The 13,050-nt window shown below is 69.6% G+C and carries 16 protein-coding genes and 2 pseudogenes; 10 read left to right on the top strand and 8 right to left on the bottom strand.

Going from position 1 to position 13,050, the window contains the following annotated elements:
- Window positions 1-54: 54 nt before the first annotated feature.
- Window positions 55-540, top strand: a pseudogene (locus tag HW130_RS25235) (transposase); the annotation flags it as partial.
- A 247-nt stretch (window positions 541-787) separates the two neighbouring features.
- Window positions 788-1,639: an MBL fold metallo-hydrolase gene (locus HW130_RS25240; RefSeq protein WP_256356326.1), complete on the top strand. Its 852-nt coding sequence runs from the start codon at window positions 788-790 to the stop codon at window positions 1,637-1,639.
- A 423-nt stretch (window positions 1,640-2,062) separates the two neighbouring features.
- Here the strand turns inward: HW130_RS25240 and trxB are convergent, their stop codons facing one another.
- From trxB to HW130_RS25255, 3 genes are read right to left on the bottom strand one after another with little or no spacing between them, the layout of a single operon-like run.
- Window positions 2,063-3,010 carry a thioredoxin-disulfide reductase gene (gene trxB, locus HW130_RS25245; protein WP_177152056.1) on the bottom strand — a complete coding sequence of 316 codons (948 nt, stop codon included), beginning with the start codon at window positions 3,008-3,010 and terminating at the stop codon, window positions 2,063-2,065.
- A 56-nt stretch (window positions 3,011-3,066) separates the two neighbouring features.
- Window positions 3,067-3,486 carry an arsenate reductase ArsC gene (locus tag HW130_RS25250; protein ID WP_177151989.1) on the bottom strand — a complete coding sequence of 140 codons (420 nt, stop codon included), beginning with the start codon at window positions 3,484-3,486 and terminating at the stop codon, window positions 3,067-3,069.
- A 47-nt stretch (window positions 3,487-3,533) separates the two neighbouring features.
- Window positions 3,534-4,172 (bottom strand): arsenate reductase ArsC, encoded by a 639-nt coding sequence (locus tag HW130_RS25255; protein WP_177151990.1) that lies wholly within the window; start codon window positions 4,170-4,172, stop codon window positions 3,534-3,536.
- A gap of 74 nt (window positions 4,173-4,246) precedes the next feature.
- Between HW130_RS25255 and HW130_RS25260 the strand changes: the two genes are divergently transcribed.
- From HW130_RS25260 to HW130_RS25275, 4 genes are all read left to right on the top strand, one after another.
- Window positions 4,247-4,555 (top strand): helix-turn-helix transcriptional regulator, encoded by a 309-nt coding sequence (locus HW130_RS25260; protein ID WP_177151991.1) that lies wholly within the window; start codon window positions 4,247-4,249, stop codon window positions 4,553-4,555.
- Window positions 4,556-4,588: 33 nt separating this feature from the next.
- Entirely contained in the window at window positions 4,589-5,371 is a 783-nt protein-coding gene (locus tag HW130_RS25265; protein ID WP_177151992.1) for an MIP/aquaporin family protein, read from the top strand.
- Window positions 5,368-6,459 carry an ArsO family NAD(P)H-dependent flavin-containing monooxygenase gene (locus tag HW130_RS25270; protein WP_177151993.1) on the top strand — a complete coding sequence of 364 codons (1,092 nt, stop codon included), beginning with the start codon at window positions 5,368-5,370 and terminating at the stop codon, window positions 6,457-6,459. The genes HW130_RS25265 and HW130_RS25270 overlap by 4 nt, the downstream gene beginning before the upstream one ends.
- 350 nt (window positions 6,460-6,809) lie before the next feature.
- Window positions 6,810-7,343: a DinB family protein gene (locus tag HW130_RS25275; protein WP_177151994.1), complete on the top strand. Its 534-nt coding sequence runs from the start codon at window positions 6,810-6,812 to the stop codon at window positions 7,341-7,343.
- Between the two features lie 180 nt (window positions 7,344-7,523).
- Here HW130_RS25275 and HW130_RS25280 read toward each other — a convergent pair whose 3' ends face one another.
- Entirely contained in the window at window positions 7,524-7,886 is a 363-nt protein-coding gene (locus HW130_RS25280; protein ID WP_177151995.1) for a helix-turn-helix transcriptional regulator, read from the bottom strand.
- A gap of 89 nt (window positions 7,887-7,975) precedes the next feature.
- Window positions 7,976-8,125 carry a hypothetical protein gene (locus HW130_RS25285; protein ID WP_177151996.1) on the bottom strand — a complete coding sequence of 50 codons (150 nt, stop codon included), beginning with the start codon at window positions 8,123-8,125 and terminating at the stop codon, window positions 7,976-7,978.
- A gap of 210 nt (window positions 8,126-8,335) precedes the next feature.
- On the opposite strand from HW130_RS25285, the gene HW130_RS25290 reads away from it, so the two are divergent.
- From HW130_RS25290 to HW130_RS37060, 3 genes are all read left to right on the top strand, one after another.
- Window positions 8,336-8,800 carry an ArsI/CadI family heavy metal resistance metalloenzyme gene (locus tag HW130_RS25290; RefSeq protein ID WP_177151997.1) on the top strand — a complete coding sequence of 155 codons (465 nt, stop codon included), beginning with the start codon at window positions 8,336-8,338 and terminating at the stop codon, window positions 8,798-8,800.
- 327 nt (window positions 8,801-9,127) lie between these two features.
- Window positions 9,128-9,619, top strand: a complete 492-nt coding sequence (locus HW130_RS37055) for a hypothetical protein (protein ID WP_375256583.1) — start codon at window positions 9,128-9,130, stop codon at window positions 9,617-9,619.
- Between the two features lie 67 nt (window positions 9,620-9,686).
- Window positions 9,687-9,824 carry a hypothetical protein gene (locus HW130_RS37060; RefSeq protein ID WP_375256584.1) on the top strand — a complete coding sequence of 46 codons (138 nt, stop codon included), beginning with the start codon at window positions 9,687-9,689 and terminating at the stop codon, window positions 9,822-9,824.
- Window positions 9,825-9,836: 12 nt separating this feature from the next.
- On the opposite strand, the gene HW130_RS37065 is transcribed toward HW130_RS37060, so the two are convergent.
- A complete protein-coding gene (locus tag HW130_RS37065; RefSeq protein ID WP_375256585.1) occupies window positions 9,837-10,340 on the bottom strand; it encodes a Ku protein in 504 nt (167 codons plus the stop codon).
- Between the two features lie 16 nt (window positions 10,341-10,356).
- On the opposite strand from HW130_RS37065, the gene HW130_RS25300 reads away from it, so the two are divergent.
- Window positions 10,357-10,641, top strand: a complete 285-nt coding sequence (locus HW130_RS25300) for a hypothetical protein (protein WP_177151999.1) — start codon at window positions 10,357-10,359, stop codon at window positions 10,639-10,641.
- A 574-nt stretch (window positions 10,642-11,215) separates the two neighbouring features.
- On the opposite strand, the pseudogene HW130_RS25305 reads toward HW130_RS25300, so the two are convergent.
- Both HW130_RS25305 and HW130_RS25310 read right to left on the bottom strand, forming a co-directional pair.
- Window positions 11,216-11,657 (bottom strand): annotated as a pseudogene (locus HW130_RS25305) (DUF475 domain-containing protein); the annotation flags it as partial.
- A gap of 247 nt (window positions 11,658-11,904) precedes the next feature.
- Window positions 11,905-13,050 carry an acyl-CoA dehydrogenase family protein gene (locus HW130_RS25310; RefSeq protein ID WP_177152000.1) on the bottom strand — a complete coding sequence of 382 codons (1,146 nt, stop codon included), beginning with the start codon at window positions 13,048-13,050 and terminating at the stop codon, window positions 11,905-11,907.

Here is a 13,050-nt window from a genome sequence, read left to right on the forward strand (position 1 = left end):
TCGTTGGTCTCGGTGGTGATCCGCACCGAGCCGCAGCCGTGGCGTTGGGGCAGCCTGAGCACGTGGTCGAAGGGTATGCGGCTGATCGTCCGCGAGGAACGGCCGTATCCCGGCGCCCAGTTGCGCTTTACCGACGTCGACGGGCTGCGGCTGACTTGCTTCGCGACCAACACGAAGGGAGGCCAACTCGCCGATCTCGAACTGCGTCACCGCAGGCGGGCCCGCTGCGAGGACCGCATCCGAGGCGCCCGCGACACCGGCTTGCGCAACCTGCCCCTGCACGACACTGCACAGAACCGGATCTGGCTGGAGAACGTCTCCCTGGCACTCGACCTCCTCGCCTGGATGCCGATGCTCGCCCTGACCGGCAAGACCCGCCGCTGGGAACCCAAGAAGCTCCGCCTGCGGCCGTTCTCCGCCGCCGCCCAGCTCGTCACCACCGGCCGTCGCCACCGGCTCCGCTTCACGACCCGATGGCCCTGGACCGACGAGATCACCCGGGCAATCGACCGGCTCAACGCCTTGCCGAGCCCCGGCTGACCCGCCCCACCGACCGCCCCAACGATCCGCACCACCGCACCGGGAAAGTGGAACCCGGCGCCCACCCGACGCGACAACCGGGCCGTCACCCTGCCCCAGCGCCGAAAAAGGGCCGCACCTCGCAAACACAGGGTCCCCGTCGGCACACCAACGAGGACTCATGAACGTTCTGCGTTTGACGATGGCCCGCCACGGGGCTGCACTGGATTCATGGATGCTGCGCGACTCCGTTCTAGGGAGAGCAGCGATGACAACCATGGAAACGTTCAATCTTCTGCAGCCGTACAAGATCGCCGAGGAGACGTTCGTCATCCCGTGGGCCCTCGAGGCCCCGCCGGTCGGCCACTTCCCGATGAACTCGATGGTGATCCGGGGAGCAGAGCCGGTCCTTGTGGACACCGGGGCGCCCGCAGTGCGCTCCCAGTGGCTGGAGGCAGCCTGGTCCGTCGTGGATCCCCTGGACGTACGGTGGATCTTCCTCACCCACGACGACCGCGACCACGCCGGCAACCTCCTGGCGGTCCTCGCCGAATGCCCGAACGCGACCCTGCTGACGACATGGTTCTCCATCGGCCGCATGGCCGAGGAGTGGGAGACCCCCCTCAACCGGTGCCGCTTCATGACCGACGGCGACACGATCGACGCGGGCGACCGCACCCTGGTCGCCAAACGACCGCCCCTGTACGACAACCCCACAACCCGCGCCCTCTTCGACCCGAATACCAACGTCCTGTGGGCCGTGGACACCTTCGCCACGAACGTACCCACCCCGATGCCGGACATAGCGGCGCTTTCCGCGGACGAATTCCGCGACGGCCAATTCTTCGGCGGACGCCTGGTCTCGCCCTGGGTCGCGTTGCTGGACACCCAGAAGTTCCGGACGGTCGTGGACGACTTCCAACGCCTGAACGCCGAGGTCATCGTCGGCTGCCATTCCCCGGTCCTCCGCGGCCCCAAGATCTCCGAGGCATACGATCTCCTCCGCCGGCTCCCCGAGATCCCCCCGTGGGCAGAGTTCACCCAGGCCGACCTGGACCAGTGGATGGCGGTCGCCGAGAGCTCGGTACCACCGGAACAACCACGACCGTCGGGGACGTGACGGTGGCCGTGGCCCTCTAGGTGTGCTGTCCGGACAGCTGGGTGACGCGGCTGGCTGGGGTAGGGCTGCAGGACGCTTTCCTCGGGCGTCCCGCAGCCGCTGCAGCTGCTCCGGGTTCCTCGGGTCGTGGGTGGGCAGAGGCAGCGCCGTTGGCCAGGTGGCCGGCCTCGGCAGTGCCGCCAGGCAGGGCGTTCGCCAGCTCATGTCGCCAGGGCCACCTGGCGGCGATCCGCAGGTGGAGCGGCGACCTCCGCGGGTGATGCGGGCGGCTGGGTGCAGCAGTCGGACGCGCTGAAGACATGCGCCGACGGTCCGTGCGAGGAGACGATCGTCGTCGTCACACCCGCCGACCACTGCGCTCGCCGTACGGATCAAGGGTGGTTCGGCACCCAGGTGCCGAACCACCCCTGTCGGAGAAGTCGTTCAGGTCAGAAGGGCTGCCGTCTGGGCCTCGGGAGCGGTGTCGGTGAGCGCGGCGAGGTAACGCTCGGCATCGAGCGCTGCTGCGGCGCCCGTGCCGGCAGCGGTGATGGCCTGGCGGTAGGTGTGGTCGACGACGTCGCCCGCGGCGAAGACGCCCGGGATGTTCGTCCGGGTGGAGGGGGATGCGACCTGGATGTAACCCTCGTCGTCGAGATCAAGCTGGCCGGTGAACAGTTCGGTGCGCGGGTCGTGGCCGATCGCGATGAACAGCCCCGTGACGTCGAGTTCGCGGGTGGCGCCGGTCAGGACGTTGCGGAGGACGACGCCGGAGAGCATCCCTTGCGTCTCCTTGATCTCGGCGATCTCGCTGTCGAAGGCGAAGGAGATCTTGTCGTCGGCGAACGCCCTGTTCTGCATGACCTTCGAGGCCCGCAGGGTGGAGCGGCGGTGGACGACTGTGACCGAGCGGGCGAAGCGGGTGAGGAAGGTGGCTTCCTCCATGGCAGTGTCACCACCGCCGACCACGACGATGTCGCGGTCACGGAAGAAGAACCCGTCGCAGGTCGCACACCACGAGACGCCGCGGCCGGACAGCTCGTCCTCGCGGGGCAGGCCGAGCTTGCGGTAGCCGGAGCCGGTGGCGACGATCACCGTCTTGGCGCGGTGGACGGTTCCGGCGGAGTCGGTCAGCAGTTTGATGTCGCCGGTGAGGTCGACGGCGGTGATGTCGTCGTCGATCATTTCGGCGCCGAACTTCTCGGCTTGGGCCCGCATGTTCTCCATGAGGACCGGTCCGTCGATGCCGTCGGGGAAGCCGGGGAAGTTCTCGACCTCGGTCGTGGTGGTGAGCGAGCCGCCGACGAAGACGGAGCTGCCGAACAGCAGCGGCTCGAGCTGGGCGCGGGCGGCGTAGAGGGCTGCGGTGTATCCGGCGGGGCCGGAGCCCATGACGATGACGTTGCGCACGTCGTCGCCGGTGGCGGCGGTCGGGTCGGTCACCGGGCTCACGCCTCCTGCTGCGAGTCGATCTCGGCGATCAGTGCCTCGATGCGGGTCTTGATCTCGTCGCGGATGGGGCGGACGGACTCGACGCCCTTGCCGGCCGGGTCTTCGAGGGCCCAGTCGAGGTACTTCTTGCCGGGGAAGATCGGGCAGGCGTCGCCGCAGCCCATGGTGATGACGTAGTCGGACGCCTGGACGGCCTCGGTGGTGAGGATCTTCGGTGTGGCAGCGGAGATGTCGACGCCGACCTCCTTCATCGCCTCGACCGCGGCCGGGTTGACCTGGTCGCCCGGGATGGAGCCGGCGGAGCGGACCTCGATCCGGTCGCCGGCCAGGTGGTTGAGGAATCCGGCGGCCATCTGGGAGCGGCCGGCGTTGTGGACGCAGACGAAGAGCACGGAGGCGAGCGGAGCGGTGGTCATCGGTCTTCTTTCATGGCGGGGATGAGTGTGGGCGGGGACGGGAAACTTCAGGTGCTGGGCGACAGGGAGTCCAGCAGGTCGGTGATCCGGGCGTCGATGTCCTCGCGAATGGAGCGCACAACGGCGATCGGGGCGTCGTCGGGGTCGGCGACGGGCCAGTCCAGGTAGCGGTGGCCAGGCACCACGGGGCAGGCGTCGCCGCAGCCCATGGTGATCACGACGTCGGCGGCCTGGACGACCTCGTCGGTCAGCGGCTTGGGGTAGGCCTCGTCCAGTGCGATGCCCGCCTCGGTGAGCGCCTGGACCACGTGGGGGTCGACGGCGCCGGAGGGGTGGGTGCCGGCGGAGGAAACGATCACGGCCGCCCCGGCCCGGTGAGCCAGCAGGGCAGCCGCCATCTGCGAGCGGCCGGCGTTGTGACTGCACACGAAGAGCACCCGCGGCCGTCCGCCGCCGGTCGGGCTCTCGACGTGGGCCAGTGCGTCGAGGCGTTCGGTGGTGAACCGTTCGGCCAGCACGACCAGGTGCGTGCGCACCTGCGCTGCGTCCGCGAGCCGCTCGTAGGAGTCGACCATGAGCCGTTGTACCGTCTCCACGGAGTACCGGCCGTGGTGGCGCACGGCGAGGCGGGCGACGCCGGCCGCGAGGCGCTCGTCGGGGAGGACCGGGTGCGGGGACGCGGTCATGGAGAGAACCCCCTGGCTTCAAAGAGGTCAGCCCAGGCTGGTGTCAGCTCCGGGTGATGTGAGAGTATCAGCCCATGATGACGTCAGTCGACACTGATCTGATCCGGGTTCTGGCCGACCCTCTCAGGCTCCGGATCGTGACCCTGCTCGCACGGGAGACGCTCTGCACCACGCACCTGGTCGAGGAGACCGGAGCGAAGCAGACGAACCTCTCCAACCACCTGAAGGTGCTGCGCGAGGCCGGGGTCGTGGAGACCGAGCCGTGCGGACGGTACATCTACTACCGGCTGCGCCCTGAGGTCATCGAATCGCTCGCGGGCCAGTTCTCCGACTTGGCCGCCACGGCCCGCGCCACCGCCGACACCAAGAGAGCCTGCCCGTAGCCTCTCGCCTCACCTGCCCGAGGAGACCCCGTCTTGCCCTCCACCGAGCCCGCCGCGAGTGACGTCATAGCCGCCGACGCCTCGCCGCAGCCCGCGCCCGGCGCCACCCCGCCCCGTACGCCGCTGGTCGCCCGTGCCGCCGCCGAACTCGTCGGAACCGCCGCCCTGGTGGCGGTCGTCGTCGGCTCGGGCATCCAGGCGACCCAGCTGACCGACGATGTCGCGCTGCAGCTGCTCGCCAACTCCACCGCCACGGTCTTCGGGCTCGGCGTCCTGATCGCCCTGCTCGGCCCGGTCTCCGGAGCGCACTTCAATCCCGCTGTCACCCTGGCCGAGTGGTGGACCGCCCGCCGCGGCGGCGCGGGCGTGAACGCGCGCGAGCTCGCGGTGTACGTGCCTTCGCAGGTCGTCGGCGCGATCGCGGGCGCGGTCGTGGCGGACGCGATGTTCGGCGAGCCGCTGGTGAAGTGGTCCGCGCACGACCGGTCGGCGGGGAACCTGCTCCTCGGCGAGGTGGTGGCCACCGCAGGCCTGATCCTGCTGATCTTCGGCCTGGCCCGTACCGACCGGCTCCGCTTCGCGCCGGTCGCGGTCGCCTCGTACATCGGCGCGGCCTACTGGTTCACCTCCTCCACCTCCTTCGCGAACCCCGCGGTCACGATCGGCCGCGCCTTCACCGACACCTTCGCGGGCATCGCCCCCGCCTCCGTCCCGGCGTTCATCGCGATGCAGCTGGTCGGCGCGGCCGTGGGCCTGGCCCTCGTCGCGGTCGTCTTCATGCGCAGCAAGACGGCCCCGGGGACGCCCGCGGCATGACGCAGCGCGCCGATGCGGTGGTGGTCGGCGGCGGCCAAGCGGGGCTCGCCGCCGGCTACCACCTGCGCCGCCTCGGCGTGGACTTCGTCGTCCTCGACGCCGAGTCCGCGCCCGGCGGCGCCTGGCAGCACACGTGGGACTCGCTGCACCTGTTCTCCCCGGCGGCGTACTCGTCCCTGCCGGGACGGATCATGCCCGCACAGCCAGGCGAGACGTACCCCGACGCGCAGCACGTCGTCGACTACCTCGCCGACTACGAGAAGCGCTACGAACTGCCCGTCCACCGCAGCGTCCAGGCCCAAGCCGTGCACCGCGACGGCGGCCGGCTCCGCGTGGAGACCGACGTGGGTGACTGGTCGGCGCGGGCGGTCGTGAGCGCAACCGGCACCTGGTCGCGGCCCTTCCTTCCCGCCGTCCCCGGCCGGGACCTCTTCACCGGCCGCCAGCTGCACACGGTGGCCTACCGGCGGCCGCAGGACTTCGCCGGGCTGGGGATCCCCCCAGGGCGAAGCCGTAGCGGAAGGGTGGTCGTGGTCGGCGGCGGGAACTCCGGCGCGCAGATCGCCGCCGACCTCGCCCTGGCCGGCATCGACCTGACCTGGGTCACCCAGCCCCCGCCCCGGTATCTCACCGACGACATCGACGGCCGTGTCCTCTTCGACGTCGCCACCGCCCGCCGCCGGGCCCTCGACGAGGGCCGCACAGACACCGGAGGCGTCGCCTCGCTGGGCGACATCGTCGCCGTACCGCCCGTACGCAAAGCCCGCGACGCCGGCCTGCTGCAGGCGAAGCCGATGTTCACCCAGCTGACCACGATGGGCGTGAAGTGGGCCGATGGCACCACGGCCGAGGCGGACGCCGTCATCTGGTGTACCGGCTTCCGGCCCGCCCTCGCCCACCTCGCCCCGCTGGGGCTGAGGGGGCCGCGCGGCCGCATTGCCACCAACGGCACACGCGCCGTGGCCGAGCCCCGCCTGCACCTGGTCGGGTACGGCGACTGGACCGGGCCCGCCTCCGCCACCCTGATCGGCGTCGGCAGGCCGGCACGGGACGCGGCACGCGAGGTCGCGGCCTTTCTTGCGGACTGATCGACGTAGACGAGGCGGTGACACTCGCGGGTTCGATCGCCCCCTGCACGCCGACCCAGGGACCTGCGGGGCCCGGCATTCGGCCTGCTCGCCACCGTGCAGTCACCAGGCAATCTGGCCGCTTCCGCGATTTCGGGCATCTTGTGGACCACTGTTTCTGCGACGGCAGCATTCACCTACCTCACCGCCTGGATGCTGCTGACGCCGGCCGCCGGCCCTACACCGCCCGCCGGCAGGCACCGCCGGTCACCGACCGCTGTCCCTCACGAGCAGGCAGCCAGAACCGGTTCTGCACCGCCGGACCGGGCATCATCCAATCCCCGGCAGAGCGGCGCGCGGAGGAACGCATCATGGATCAGCATCCAGCGATGGACCGGCAGGCCGTGCGTGAGGACTACGAGCGGGCACGGCAGACGTTCCACACACTGCTGGACACCGCCTCGCCGACCGACCTCGCGCGTCCGAGTAACGGCACCCGGTGGACCAATCGGCAGCTGCTGTGGCACATGCTCTTCGGCTACATCATCGCCCGCGTCCTGCTGGTCCTCGCGCGCGCCTTCAGCCGGCTGCCCCGACAGCTGAGCAATGGCTTCGCCCGGTTGCTGGACGCCGCGACCCAGCCGTTCGACCTGGTCAACTACCTCGGCCCGTGCGGGGCGGTCAAGGTGATGAGCCCGCAGCGGATGAGCGTCGTGTTCGACCGGGTCATTGCCTCCCTGGAGCGAAGCCTTGCAGCCGAAGCCGACCTCGCCCGCGGAATGCGCTACCCGGTCCGGTGGGACCCGTTCTTCAAAGACTTCATGTCCCTCGCGGACATCTACCGCTACCCCACCCAGCACTTCGACTTCCACCACCGCCAGCTGACCATCGGCAAGCCCGACTGAACGGAAAACGGGACCAGCCGCTTTACGCAGCAGCCCGTCGGCCGAAGGACAGCCTCACCGCGTCGAAGCCAGTCGCACCACACACCGTCCGAGGACCGCGTCAGCTTGCTCATGGTCCGGAGACACGACCCTCGACGCACCAGCCGTGCCGCGCGCGAGCTGCTGTCACTGGAGGGAAGATCAGGTCGATGCGGTTGCCAGAAGCCGGCCCATCGCAGCAAGGACGGACGGCTCGACCCGGTAGTACACCCACGTGCCGCGCCGCTCGGAGGACAGCAGTCCGGCTTCCTTGAGCTTCTTCAGGTGGTGGGAGACCGTCGGCTGCGATACGCCGACGTCGGAGATGTCGCACACGCACGCCTCGCCGCCCTCATGGGAAGCGACCGCCGAGAACAAGCGCAGGCGCACGGGGTCGCCGAGCGCCTTGAACATGCGCGCGGCCTTGTCGGCCTCTTCCGCGTTCATGGGGCGTTCGGTCAGCGGTGGGCAGCACGGCACCACGGACTCGGGCTCCACCACGGGCAGCATCGCAACTTTCGACATGCATCTATTTTGACACAGGTCGAATCAATGGGCCAGGGATGGTGAGCGGCGCCGCGGCTCATCACCCGAGCGCCGAGTGGGTCGACGTGTCAGAGCCCGGCGGCGGCCGGGGCCTTGCGCACATGGGCGGCGAGCGGCGGGATGACGAAGTCGACGTCCCGGCTGACGCCGCGCAGCGCGCGACGTCGACGTACTCCATCAGACCTCCAAGTTAGATGAATGTCTATGTTGACGCTCATCGAAACAGGTGGGACGCTGATAACACAAGCCATCGACGCACATCGAAACAGGAGCTCGCCCATGGCTACCGCCCTGACGAGCCCGAGACCGCGCAGGCCGACGGCGGTGGCTGCTGCGCGGCCCCCGCCACCCTCCAGACCGGCGTCGGCGCCCCGGCCACCTCCGGCGGCTGCTGCCGCTCAACCACCCACCCGAGCAGGAGGACCGTCATGTCCCGCATACAGCTCGCTCTGCGCGTCCCCGACCTGGCCGCGTCCGTTGCCTTCTACACGAAGCTCTTCGGCACCGGGCCGGCCAAGCTCCGTGACGGCTATGCCAACTTCGCCGTCGCCGAGCCCCCGCTCAAGCTCGTCCTCATCGAAGGCTCGGAGGGCGAGGACACCAGCCTGGACCACCTCGGAGTGGAAGTCGACAGCACCGAGGCCGTCCACGCGGCCACCACCCGCCTGAGCCAGGCGGGCCTCGCGACAGCAGAGGAGAACGACACCAGCTGCTGCTACGCCCTCCAGGACAAGGTCTGGGTCCACGGCCCCGGCCAGGAGCCGTGGGAGGTGTACGTCGTCAAGGCCGACGCGGACACCCTGAGCAAGCAACAGGGCAGCACGTGTTGCTCCAGCCCGACCAACGCCGACACCGAGCCCCGCGACTCCGTCACCGCCGGCAGCTGCTGCTGACCTGAACGATGACCGACCTTCACACCGACCAGGCGACCGGAACGGGAGGCCGGTCGCGGCCTCGCGCCGTCCTGCAGCCGTACGGAAGCCGCCCGGCCCTACCGGGCGGCCTGGTCAGGGGGTCGGGCGAGTTCGCCGTCGCCGCATCGCGAAGTGAGCGGTCATGACGCCCACAACGGTGAATACCAGCGCCCGTGCTCGTTGTCGGTGGGACACACATTGAGCGCGCCGGGCGAAGTAGGGCGCCGCACCGTCGTCTGCGGACGGCAGGGCGTCTTCGTGCGTCAGTCATCCGAGGGTGCCCGGAGCGGAAGGGCCCCGGCGACGTTGAGCGAGCCGTTGCCCATCTCTTGGATCGGGCACGGGGCGTGGCAGTGGCTGACGCCAGTCGCCAAGCGTCGTGAGGAGAAACTGGCGGGCGAGAGGACGTATTTCGTCCCACGCTGGATCTGTGGCCAGGGCGTTGCCCCAAAGACCGGCGCGGCAGGCGGCATCGATCTCACCGAGACGACGGCGGATGGCCTGAAGACCACTCAGATCCTTGGATGCGAAGGCTCCTCGCCCCGCGAGTCCTTCGGAGATGCGGCAGAGGAGTTCCACCTCTTCGACGACGGACTCCGTCTCCAACTCACGCTCGCCCAGCCAGGCAACCTGATCCTGGGCCTCGGCTGCAAGGAGGGCCATAAAGCGCAGTGTCCAGGTGCGCAGGTGCGCGTCGCCGAGATGGTTCATGCATGCAGGATCGCATCCGGCTCCCGCCAGACCGTGCTCGACAGCACGGAAGGGCGCAATGGCCGGCGCGGCACCTGCGGAGGTTGAAGCGCGAGTTCTGCTGCCGCAATCGAACAGTGCCAGACAGCGGTGACTCCACCAAGCGCAACCTGTCGTGAACGGTGGCGCGCTCCTCGCCGCGGGCCTCCTTGGCGCCTTCGCCGAGGCGCTCAAGGCGGCCATGAGGCCGACGACCTGCCCGGCCGGCTGCGGCGCCTCCCCGGCCGGCTCGACCTTCCTGCCCTCGGCCTGAGCCGTGATGACCTCATCGAGGGCGTCCCGGTAGTGGTCGGTGTACTCGGGCAGGTGGTCCTCGGACAGTGCGTCCATCAGGCGCAGGGCTTCGTCGCCCTCCGAGTGGCCAGCTCCACAGCCGGCGGCGCGAGCTCCTCGGAGGAGCGGATCTCGTCCTGCAGGCCCTTGATGATCTCGTCGTCCCACAGCTGCTTCCGTCCAGCTCGCAGATCTTCCGGTACCGGATCCGGCCGCCGTCCTCCAGGCGGATCTGGCGAAAGGAGATGTCGTGGCTCTCGGTCGCGTTCACGACCTTGATCGGGATCGTGACCAGGCCGCAGCTGATCGCGCCGGGCCAGATGGGCGGGGCAGGACGAGACCTCCGGTACAGCCCCGAGCAGGGCCGGCCTACGACCGGTGCTGATCGGAGGCATAAGGGCGAGGGCCCCCTCTTGCGGCATCTGTGTTCCGTGCCCTCCAGATGCGACTGTCCGCCAGCCGGGTGACCCTGAGGAAAGTGCCCTGACCCCCACACCCCAGGGAGACACGTGATGATCAAGATGCTGCACGAGAAGGGCCTGCGCAGCGAGCACGCCTACACCGCAGCCTTCATGTCCATCGGCTTCTCCATCTTCACCTGGGCCGCGTCCCTCAAAGTCGAACCCGGCGCCGGCCTCGACCGCGCCGACCGATGGGGCATCTTCGTCGGCGAATGGGCGCCCACGTTCTTCGGCCTCGGCTTGGCGCTCTCCCACTACGAGCAGCAGGACGGCACCCTCACCGCCAGCGTGCGCGACATCCGCGAGGCGAAGGAGCGGCAGCAGGAAGCCATGTAGCACGAACGAACGCCCGCCCCTCGTGAGGGGCGGGCGTTCCGCTGAGCGGGGAGGCCACTGCCCCCAGGGGCACGAAGGCCGACAGAGGGCGGGGCGGCGGTCATCGGTGCATGAGCCCGCCGGCGATGTCTGAGGCAAGACCGGCGGCGAGCACCGCCAGGCAGCCGGTGAACAGGAAGCGTCCCATGGAGCACGTGAATCCCTCGCCGCGCCGCCAATCGGGGCAGGCGCTGGCGGTTCTTCGGCGGGCCACCACGAACGGGCACAGCACCGCGCGCGCCGGGCCCCATCGACACGGCGGACATGTGCCTGCCCTCCCGTGTGGAGCCGGGAGGGGGCTGGCCCCCGCCCGACGTGACCGGGCGGGGTCTGCACAGCATGCACGTGAATCAGCCACCAGGGAAGAGGGTGACTGAAATCCGTGCTGGGCTCAGTGGAGCCCAGCGCGCTTCGCCGCCTGCGCGTGGCCGCGCTGCCACGAAGGAGGAGGTTGTTCAGCAACCGACCGGTTCATGGACAGGTCCGCGGCGGGAGGGAGACACGCCGGGCCAAAGTCGACTTCCGGTGCCCAACAGCCGGAGAGACCGCCGACGACGAGGTACGTGATGAGGCCGGCGGCGCCGGAGAGGACGGTGGCCGACTTGTCGGCGTGGCCGGTGCTGGTGTGCGCGTCGGTGGCGAAGGTGATGGCGGTGAGCAGCAGGACGATCAGGGCGATGCAGACCGACAGCATGCCGACCTTGCCGGCCTTGCCGAGCTTGGCCAGCGGCCGCTCGAGCCGGTCCAGCCACTGGTGCTCGCGCTCCTCGAAGATCAAGTCGAGGAAAGATCATCAGCAGGAACATGCCACCGAACGCGGCGAACGCGGCGTGTGCGTCGGTGACCAGGTCCTCGTACCTGCTGGGCTGGTCCATGGCCGGCTGGACCGCGTCGATCGGCCCGGCCTCGGCACTGACGGCGACGATGACGATGGGGAAGACCAGCCGCATGCCGAAGACCGCGACCAGCGGCCCGAGCAAGGGCCGCCCCACCCCGGCGGACGACTTCCGCTCGGCCGCGTCCGCTTCGGCGAGCGCGGTCTGGCACGGACGATCCGGAAGGCGTTGAGGGAGGACCGCGTTGCCCGGATCCGCGCCAGGTCCGCTCGACGAGCGCCCCGGGCCCTCACCTCCCCGGCGGCCGGCGCGCGGGCGGCCTCCGCCAGACCTGCGGCACGGCCGAACGTCATGCGGGCACCTTCGACCGGCCCTGTAAGCGGTGCGGTCACAGACCGAGGTCGCGGCCGATGAGTTCCTTCATGATCTCGTTGGAGCCGGCCCAGATCTTGGTGACCCGGGCGTCGCGCCAGGCCCGGGCCACCCGGTACTCGTTCATGAAGCCGTAGCCGCCGTGCAGTTGGACGCAGGCGTCGAGCACGTCGTTCTGCACCTGTGCGGACCACCACTTGGCCTTCGCCGCGTCCACGGCGGTGAGTTCGCCGTCGTTGTGTGCCATGACCGCCTGGTCGACGAACGCCTGGGCCACCTCCATCTGCGTCACCAGTTCGGCGAGCAGGAACTTGTTGTACTGGAAGGAGCCGATCGGCTGGCCGAACGCCTTGCGCTGCTTGGTGTACTCGATGGTCTCCGTGAGGATCTGCGCGGCGTGCGCGAGGTTGGCGACGGCCCCTCCGAGGCGCTCCTGGGGCAGTCTCTCCATCATGTGAACGAAGCCCCGATCGACTTCGCCGATGACATGGGCGTGCGGTATCCGGACGTTGTCGAAGAACAGCTCCGCCGTGTCGGACTCGGTCTGCCCCACCTTGTCGAGCTTGCGGCCCCGGGTGAACCCCTCCATCCCCGTCTCCACGCCGAACAGGGTGATGCCGTGGGCCTTCTTCTCAGGACTGGTCCGTGCGGCGACCACGACGAGATCGGCCGAGTAGCCGTTGGTGATGAAGGTCTTCGATCCGTTGAGCACCCAGGTGTCACCGTCCCGTACCGCGGTGGTGCGCAGGGCCGCGAGATCTGAGCCGCCGCCGGGCTCGGTCATCCCGATCGCCGTCACGATCTCCCCGGAGCAGAAGCCGGGCAGCCAGCGGCGCTTCTGCCACTCGGTCGTCAGATCGACCAGGTACGGGGCGACGATGTCGGTGTGGATGCCCAGGCAGGAGGAGAGTGCCGCATTCACCTTGGCCAGTTCCTCCGCCAGCACGGTGTTGTACCGGTAGTCGCGCGCCTCACCGCCCCCGTACTCCTCGGGGATCTCCAGCCCCAGGAGGCCCTGCTTGCCGGCCTCGATCCACAGGTCGCGCGGGATCGCGGCCGCCTCGATGAACTCGTCGGTGCGCGGGTAGACGTGGCGGTGCAGGAACTCCCGTACGGAAGCCCGGAAGGCCTCGTGATCCGCTTCGAACATGCGGCGCTTCAT

The organism is Streptomyces sp. PKU-EA00015, from assembly GCF_013387495.1.
Classification (GTDB): Bacteria; Actinomycetota; Actinomycetes; order Streptomycetales; family Streptomycetaceae; genus Streptomyces.

Excerpts from the sequence above, each read along its gene's own strand:
- HW130_RS25240 (WP_256356326.1), top strand. The coding sequence starts at position 788 with ATGACAACCATGGAAACGTTCAATCTTCTGCAGCCGTACAAGATCGCC.
- trxB (WP_177152056.1), bottom strand. The coding sequence starts at position 3,010 with ATGGGCTCCGGCCCCGCCGGATACACCGCAGCCCTCTACGCCGCCCGC.
- HW130_RS25250 (WP_177151989.1), bottom strand. The coding sequence starts at position 3,486 with ATGACCACCGCTCCGCTCGCCTCCGTGCTCTTCGTCTGCGTCCACAAC.
- HW130_RS25255 (WP_177151990.1), bottom strand. The coding sequence starts at position 4,172 with ATGACCGCGTCCCCGCACCCGGTCCTCCCCGACGAGCGCCTCGCGGCC.
- HW130_RS25260 (WP_177151991.1), top strand. The coding sequence starts at position 4,247 with ATGATGACGTCAGTCGACACTGATCTGATCCGGGTTCTGGCCGACCCT.
- HW130_RS25270 (WP_177151993.1), top strand. The coding sequence starts at position 5,368 with ATGACGCAGCGCGCCGATGCGGTGGTGGTCGGCGGCGGCCAAGCGGGG.
- HW130_RS25275 (WP_177151994.1), top strand. The coding sequence starts at position 6,810 with ATGGATCAGCATCCAGCGATGGACCGGCAGGCCGTGCGTGAGGACTAC.
- HW130_RS25280 (WP_177151995.1), bottom strand. The coding sequence starts at position 7,886 with ATGTCGAAAGTTGCGATGCTGCCCGTGGTGGAGCCCGAGTCCGTGGTG.
- HW130_RS25285 (WP_177151996.1), bottom strand. The coding sequence starts at position 8,125 with ATGAGCGTCAACATAGACATTCATCTAACTTGGAGGTCTGATGGAGTA.
- HW130_RS25290 (WP_177151997.1), top strand. The coding sequence starts at position 8,336 with ATGTCCCGCATACAGCTCGCTCTGCGCGTCCCCGACCTGGCCGCGTCC.
- HW130_RS25300 (WP_177151999.1), top strand. The coding sequence starts at position 10,357 with ATGATCAAGATGCTGCACGAGAAGGGCCTGCGCAGCGAGCACGCCTAC.
- HW130_RS25310 (WP_177152000.1), bottom strand. The coding sequence starts at position 13,050 with ATGAAGCGCCGCATGTTCGAAGCGGATCACGAGGCCTTCCGGGCTTCC.